Annotated in this window: 7 protein-coding genes; 1 reads left to right on the forward strand and 6 read right to left on the reverse strand. The window is 34.4% G+C overall.

The genetic code is table 11. From position 1 onward, the window contains the following. Positions 1-282: 282 nt before the first annotated feature. From RMR19_RS16195 to RMR19_RS16210, 4 genes are all read right to left on the reverse strand, one after another. Entirely contained in the window at positions 283-1152 is an 870-nt protein-coding gene (locus tag RMR19_RS16195) for a cysteine ABC transporter substrate-binding protein (protein ID WP_310604541.1), read from the reverse strand. 181 nt (positions 1153-1333) lie between these two features. Then, complete coding sequence (locus RMR19_RS16200) at positions 1334-2125, reverse strand: amino acid ABC transporter ATP-binding protein (protein WP_310604542.1); 792 nt, start codon at positions 2123-2125, stop codon at positions 1334-1336. 13 nt (positions 2126-2138) lie between these two features. Then, positions 2139-2816: an amino acid ABC transporter permease gene (locus tag RMR19_RS16205; RefSeq protein WP_310604543.1), complete on the reverse strand. Its 678-nt coding sequence runs from the start codon at positions 2814-2816 to the stop codon at positions 2139-2141. Further along, positions 2797-3456, reverse strand: coding sequence for an amino acid ABC transporter permease (locus tag RMR19_RS16210; protein WP_310604544.1), 660 nt, complete (start codon positions 3454-3456; stop codon positions 2797-2799). Before RMR19_RS16210 ends, RMR19_RS16205 begins: the two co-directional genes overlap by 20 nt. A gap of 277 nt (positions 3457-3733) precedes the next feature. Between RMR19_RS16210 and RMR19_RS16215 the strand changes: the two genes are divergently transcribed. Beyond that, entirely contained in the window at positions 3734-5668 is a 1935-nt protein-coding gene (locus tag RMR19_RS16215; protein ID WP_310604545.1) for a [FeFe] hydrogenase, group A, read from the forward strand. 235 nt (positions 5669-5903) lie between these two features. Here the strand turns inward: RMR19_RS16215 and RMR19_RS16220 are convergent, their stop codons facing one another. Continuing rightward, a complete protein-coding gene (locus RMR19_RS16220) occupies positions 5904-6185 on the reverse strand; it encodes a DUF6514 family protein (RefSeq protein WP_310604546.1) in 282 nt (93 codons plus the stop codon). 187 nt (positions 6186-6372) lie between these two features. Then, positions 6373-7349: response regulator transcription factor (locus RMR19_RS16225; RefSeq protein WP_310604547.1), on the reverse strand; the 977-nt coding region annotated here is incomplete at its 5' end.

The following is a 7349-nucleotide window of genomic DNA, read 5'->3' on the forward strand; positions in this document are numbered from 1 at the left end:
TGCTAACTGTGCGACTCCTATGTTACCCTGTAGATAACGTTGAACAATTTCAAGCTTTAGTTCTGTGCTATATATTTTTTTACCCATAAAAATAAACCCCTTTCATTAGACTTTTGTGTCTAACAAATGGGGTTCACTTCAGCCCGATAGGATGCTATTTTAATAAATAACATTTTGTACTGAGGGCAATCGGAAATTCAATTCCGATAACCTTTCTAATTTGATTATACAATGGGTACTTGATTTTTTCAAGTACCCATTTTTAATATTTACAAATAAGATTTATTCTACCTGTCCACCCTCTACTACCAAGCTATCTGGGTCTGCTGCATCACCATAAACTGGTGCTAATGTTTCTTCATAAGCTTTATGGAAGAAATTCTCGTCTGCTAAAGAACGAATCTCATCATCAATCCAATTAAGTAATTCTGTATTCCCTTTTTGTACTGCTGCAGCAATTGTGTCTTGATTTCCAAGTGCATCTACACCAACAGAATATCCTGCATTTTCAAGTGCCCAAGCAAGTACTTCTGTATTATCTGTTGATAATGCATCTCCTCTTCCGTCTAATAAAGCATTATATGCCTCACTATATTGGTCGAATTTTAGAAGTTTAATATCTGGGTAATTCTCTGAAAAATATGTTTCAGCAGTTGTTCCTTTACTAACAATCAAAGTTTTTCCATTTAACTGTTCTGGGTCTGTAATAAGTGCACTATCTGGTGAAACAATTCCTAATGCAACTTTCATATAAGGAAGAGCAAAATCTACTTGTTTCGCACGTTCTTCATTTACTGTAAAGTTAGCAAGAATGATATCCACTTTTGCAGAACGTAGATATTCTACACGACTTGCTGCTTCTACAGGAACATATTTTACTGTAACGCCAAGGTCTTCGGCAATTCGGTTTCCAAAATAAACATCATAACCTTGATATGTTCCATTCTCATCTACATATCCAAATGGTTTCTTATCTGAGAATACACCAATCACAACTTCTTTGCTATCCTTTATCTCTTGTAATGTTCTTGCTGTTGATTTTGAATCTCCATCTGAAGATTTCTTTCCGCAAGCAGTTAACCCCATTGCTAATACCAACGCTAGTGTTACTACTAAAATTAATTTCTTTTGAATTGTTCCTCTTTTTTTCATACTCTTTTCCTCTTTTCCTTTTTTATTTAATAACTATAAGTTAATTAACTCTTTTCCTTTTTGCGAATAAAATAAATCATTCAACTTTTTAGCTAGCCCTACAGTGAACACAAACGCGTGTCTGAAAAATACACGAAAATTACATTTTTTAAATAGCATACTCCCGTAGTTCGCTTCTTAATTAGGATATTCCTATCTTCTGAGTCTCACTATTATGTACCTTCTCAAAAGAAAACACATCTAAGAATTTCCTCGCACGCTCTGTACTTGGATTTGTAAAGAATGCCTCTGGTTCGGACTCTTCCACAATTAAACCTTCATCTAAGAATATAATTCTATCTGCAATTGCTCTTGCAAAAGACATCTCATGGGTAACAATTAACATTGTCATTCCCTGCTTTGCAAGTTCTAACACTACATCTAATACCTCTCTTACCATCTCTGGATCAAGTGCTGCTGTAACTTCATCAAATAACATAATCTCTGGCTGCATACATAGCGCTCTTACAATGGCAACCCTTTGCTTTTGTCCACCAGAAAGTTGTCTTGGATATGCATATGCTTTATCAAGCAAACCAACACGTTCTAATAACTGCTCTGCTTCCTTATGCACTTCTTCCTTTTTTCTTCCTTGCGCTTTCACTGGTGCTAGCGTAATATTCTCTATAATATTCATATGTGGAAACAAATCATAACTTTGGAATACCATACCGACTTTTTGTCTAACCGTATGCATCTTCTGCTTACTTTGGCGAATATTTTCACCATTCAATATAATTTCACCAGCTTGAATATCTTCTAATCCGTTGATGCATCGAAGCAATGTACTTTTTCCACAACCAGAAGGCCCAAGTATTACAACGACTTCCCCCTTCTTCACTTCTAATGACAAATCATTCAAAATATTCGTAGTATCATATCTTTTTTCTATATTTTTAATTTGCAATATAGTTTCATTCTTTTCTGCACTCATACATATCTCACCTCTAATCTTTCCATTGTTGTTCCAATCTCCCCGCAATCTTTGAAAGCGGAAAACATATAATAAAATACATAAAAAATATTGTTGTATACACTACCAATGCTGCACCAGGTGCTGTCAGCCTAGATGCTTCTATAATCTGCTGACCTACTTTTACCACTTCAACAACTCCAATTAAAACAATTAATGAAGTTGTCTTAACCATACGAGTTACAAGGTTCATTGCCTGCGGTAGTAATCTGCGAAATGTTTGCGGTAATATAACGCTCATATACAATTGTCTCTCGCTTAATCCTAACGCTCTTCCACTCTCATATTGATGTCTTGGAATTGATTCGAGTGCCCCTCTTACCAAATCTCCCATCTCTGCAGTTCCCCATATTGTAAATACTAAAATTGCTGAAAACTCTCCTGATAAATTCACCTGTAACGTTCTAGCTAATCCAAAGTAGACTAAGAACAGCAAAACCAGTTGTGGCATAATACGAACAAATTCCAAATATAACTTTGTTACTACTTTAATAACCGGATTCTTGCTCGTCATTATAAATCCTAGTAGGATTCCAAGAACAATGGACAATAGGACTGACAATAACGAAATTCTAACAGTAACCCAAAGCCCTTCTAATAAACGTACAAAATTCCTCCCCTGAAACAATACATCAATTGCCGATTGCCACACGTTTTAGCCTCCTCTCCACAATTGTAAATATAATAGATATCGGAAGCAGTATAATCAGATAGGCAACTACCAACAAAAACAATGCTTCATCTGTCTGATAATAAAGTCCAATTAAATCCTTTGCTACATACATCAAATCCGCTAATGCAACTACACTAAAAACAGAAGTTTCTTTTATTAAAAAAATAATATTTGCTAAAAATGCTGGCATAGAAATCATAATTGCCTGTGGTAATAATATTGTCTGTACTACTTGCCATCTTGTAAGTCCAAGAGACAATCCCGATTCCTCTTGTATCTTAGGTATCGCCTCTAATCCACTGCGAAATGCCTCTGACATGTAACTTCCACCTAAGAAGATTAACCCTACAATCGCACACGTTTCTGAGCTCATAATAATCCCAAGCTTAGGCAATCCAAAATATAAGAAGAACAACTGAATTAGTAATGGTGTATTTCTGGATAACTCAATATATCCTCCAATTACTCTATGTATAACTGGAAATTTGTAATAACGAATGATGCTACATACAAATCCCACAATAATTGCTCCTAAAATTCCTATCACAGCTAAACGTATTGTTAACTTAGCGGCTTCCACATAGAGTGGAATATAATTTTGTATTACCTCTATGTCCATGAAATACTCTCCCCCTTTATCCTAATTCAAACATATCAATATACTAAATTTATGTTTGTTTCTGTAAAACTATTCGGCTCATTCATTTTTAAACCTATATACTCTATAATTCATACTTAACTTATATGATTAATATGTTATATAATATATTCTTTTTAATCTTAAATGTCAACAATAATTTTTATCTATTTTTATTTTTTTATAAAACAACCTTGCATATAGTTATCACACATATCAAATAATAAAAGGAAATGATAGAAAGTGAGTAAACAAAACAATGGAAAATAACAAACAGAAATTACTTCAAAGTTCCCTCGGCTCTGTCTTTACCGTGTTTAATGATGATACATTAGATGAGATTACACAAAATTACACGAATCTATTAGCTGTTTCAGGAAGAGTAAAATCACCTGGAATTATTGAGGTGTTTGAAGGCGCAACTTTAGAAGATATCATAGCTTTAGCTGGTGGGCTTATTGGAAATGGTACATTCAAAGCTGCACAGCTTGGTATGCCTTTTGGTTGTCTGTTAACAACAACAAACTTAAAAGAACCTTTTGATTTTTCTTTATTTGAACCTGGTATTAGACGAAGTATTATTATACTATCAAGCGAAGATTGTATCATACAATATGCCAAGTTCTATCTCGATTATCTGTATGGGCAGATTCGATCTGGAGCAATACCAAGGTATATCCCTATTCAAAACGAACTTAGGTCTATGAACAAGATATTTGACAGAATAGCCAAAGGACGTTCCAATATGAGAGATATCTTCTTCCTCCGTGAGTTATCTAATACCGTAATTCAAGTCGCAAAGAAAAAGCATAATGTTACAGAGGAAATCATACACCATTTTTACGATGAAATCGTCGACCACATTGAAGATAAATGCTGTTACACTTCTCAGTGCCATCATCTCATAAAACTACTTATTACTGAAAAATGTATTGGTTGTAATGCATGTAATAGTGTCTGCCCTGTTGATTGTATCAATGGTGATTTAAAAGAACAACATGATATTGACTATACACGTTGTACACATTGTGGCGCTTGTGTAACGAAATGCCCTGTTAATGCAATAACTTATGGTGACAACAGCCTTCTCTTTCTTCGTGATTTAGCAACGCCAAACAAACTTGTTATTACGCAGATGGCTCCTTCCGTTCGTGTTACAATCGGTGAAGCATTTGGTTTCGAACCAGGAGTAAATGTAGAGAAAAAGATTGCTGCAGGGTTACGAGCACTTGGTGTAGATTATGTATTCGACACAACATGGGCAGCCGATTTGACCATTATGGAAGAAGCAGCCGAACTTGCCGATAGGTTAAGGCGTTATCTTGCTGGCGATGAAACTGTCAAACTGCCAATACTAACTTCTTGCTGTCCAGCTTGGGTAAAATTTATCGAACAAAACTATGCTGATATGCTTGATGTTCCTTCTTCTACCAAATCGCCTATGCAGATGTTTGCCTCTGTTGCCAAGGATATCTGGTGCAAAGAACATAATTTAGCACGCTATGAAGTTACTTCTGTCGCAATCATGCCTTGCATTGCTAAAAAATACGAAGCTTCACGACCAGAATTTTCAAGAGACTTAAACTATGATGTAGATTATGTATTAACAACTAGGGAATTAATTAAGATATTCAAAGATACTGGTATTAACCTACAAGAAATTGAGGATGAAGAAATTGATTCAATCATGGGTGAATATACTGGAGCTGGTATTATCTTTGGCCGTACTGGTGGCGTTATTGAAGCCGCAACACGTACTGCACTTGAACAAATAACAGATAAAACTTATGATATCGAATTCGAGTGCCTTCGAGGATGGGATGGATTTCGATGTAGTGAGATTAAAGTTGATGATTATCTAACACTCAGAATTGGTGTAGCACATGGTTTAAGAGAAGCAAAAAAGATGTTAGATAAGATTCGTTCTGGTGAAGAATTCTTCCATGCTATTGAAATCATGGCTTGCGCTGGTGGTTGTGTCGGTGGAGGTGGGCAACCGAAAACGAAAAATCGTAAAGAGATTCTTGAGAAACGAATGGAAGGCCTTAATGCAATTGACCGCTCACTCCCATTACGTCGTTCTCATGAAAATCCAACCATTCAAGAGATTTATGACAAATATCTAGATTATCCATTAAGCCACAAAGCACATGAATTATTGCATACACAATATTTTGTAAGACCTAAAAAATAAGAATAAAGAGTTTGCAAAGCAAACTCTCGCGCCGAGCGTAGTCGCATAAGCGACATCCACTTCTCAAGCGAGTGCGCATCCATAGCGGAGCGATTTTTTAATTCATAGGACGTATTTTCCTATGAATTAAAAAAATTGGCATAGTAGGTCTCCCAATCTACTATACCAACTTTTATAATATCATTTAAATTAAATATTTGTAAGTCTTCAGGTCTCCCACCTTCCGATTACAATTTCAACTTAAAATACAATCTTCTACTATGTCTTTCATATGTATCGGTAATGCCTTATGTAACGAAACTTTATCAAAAATCTCCCTCGCTACCATCTCATCTGATGAGATATCTTCTAATTTGCAACATAAATGTTCCTTATCAGAATCTTCATATCCTTCTTGACATACCGTTATTCCGAAAACTTCTACGACTCCCAATTCGTCGAAGTCTTTCTTCATTTTTGTTAATTTGTACATGACATTGTACTTTAACTCCTCAATAAATACCACTTTTTCAGCCATTTTCCTATCGCATCCTTTACTTGTACATTATTTTTTATTTCGTAAGCATTATTAATTTACCATATATTGTTATTCAAATAAATACACACATAGTTGGCAAATTGTTACACTTCAAAGATGCAATATCGTTTTATATCTATCAAATTCAAAAAATATCGTATTAATTATAATTATTTTTCTATATTACTCATTGAAATTCGACTCTCTCCTCCATTTCACGAAACAGTTCGACAAGTTCTAACTTTGTAGCAATATTCAACTTTTTATATCCTCTATAAATTGTCTTCTTTACAGTTCCTTCTGTAATTGAAAGTTTTTCAGAAATATAGCGGTTTGTTAACCCTTTCGATGCCAAAGAAAGAATCTCCTTTTCTCTCTTCGTCAACGATGTTAGCAATTCACCCCCTCTTTTTTTCTCTTCTTGAAACAGGCATATATGAATTGTAGTAATAATCCCATTAAAGAAGACAGGAAATGCACACAATATAAATTGTTTTTCTTTCTCTTTATTTTCCCGCAATGTAATTGTTTGATGTTGCATAACCCTTCGCACTATAACATCTTTTAATACTGGCAATTCCAAGAATTCATCACATGTTTTATAATTTAATTGAATTATCGTTCTTAAATATTCATTTATCAGACCAAGTCTTTTTTTCTTTCCCTTCTCAATCTCCACATTGCAGATACCATAATAGGAAGAGTGAAATAGACGTTTGTATTGCATGGAATAACTTAGCAAATCCTCTGTATTCTTACTTTCATCCATCTTATACCCTTTTATAAATATAAATGTTTTGCTCATTCTCCTCTGTGGAACAATTTCAAGTAACAACGGCATCTCTACTTTTCCGATTTTTATCCTATGTTCAACGTTAAATGTCTTTGCCTCATTCAAATTTTCTTTAAAAACCTCCTGTGTTAGCAGTTCAACCAATTCAGCTACTTGCAACTCAGGTAATTCACATTCAATACCAAAATCTCTTATTAATGATTCACTACATCGTAATACATTGTGTTTTCCACCGTCTTCTATCATCAAATACATGGAATAATTATTCTGTATATGATTTTTCTCTTCTTTATCTATACTGTCTTTATCAAAAAGCTGTTGAAAAATTCTAACTTTTTTGACTATAATATACTCTTCCATTATCTTAGCAT

Origin of the sequence: Anaerosporobacter sp., assembly GCF_031551385.1 — a bacterium.
Taxonomy (GTDB): Bacteria; Bacillota; Clostridia; order Lachnospirales; family Lachnospiraceae; genus Anaerosporobacter.

Excerpts from the sequence above, each read along its gene's own strand:
- RMR19_RS16195 (WP_310604541.1), bottom strand. The coding sequence starts at position 1,152 with ATGAAAAAAAGAGGAACAATTCAAAAGAAATTAATTTTAGTAGTAACA.
- RMR19_RS16200 (WP_310604542.1), bottom strand. The coding sequence starts at position 2,125 with ATGAGTGCAGAAAAGAATGAAACTATATTGCAAATTAAAAATATAGAA.
- RMR19_RS16210 (WP_310604544.1), bottom strand. The coding sequence starts at position 3,456 with ATGGACATAGAGGTAATACAAAATTATATTCCACTCTATGTGGAAGCC.
- RMR19_RS16215 (WP_310604545.1), top strand. The coding sequence starts at position 3,734 with ATGGAAAATAACAAACAGAAATTACTTCAAAGTTCCCTCGGCTCTGTC.
- RMR19_RS16220 (WP_310604546.1), bottom strand. The coding sequence starts at position 6,185 with ATGGCTGAAAAAGTGGTATTTATTGAGGAGTTAAAGTACAATGTCATG.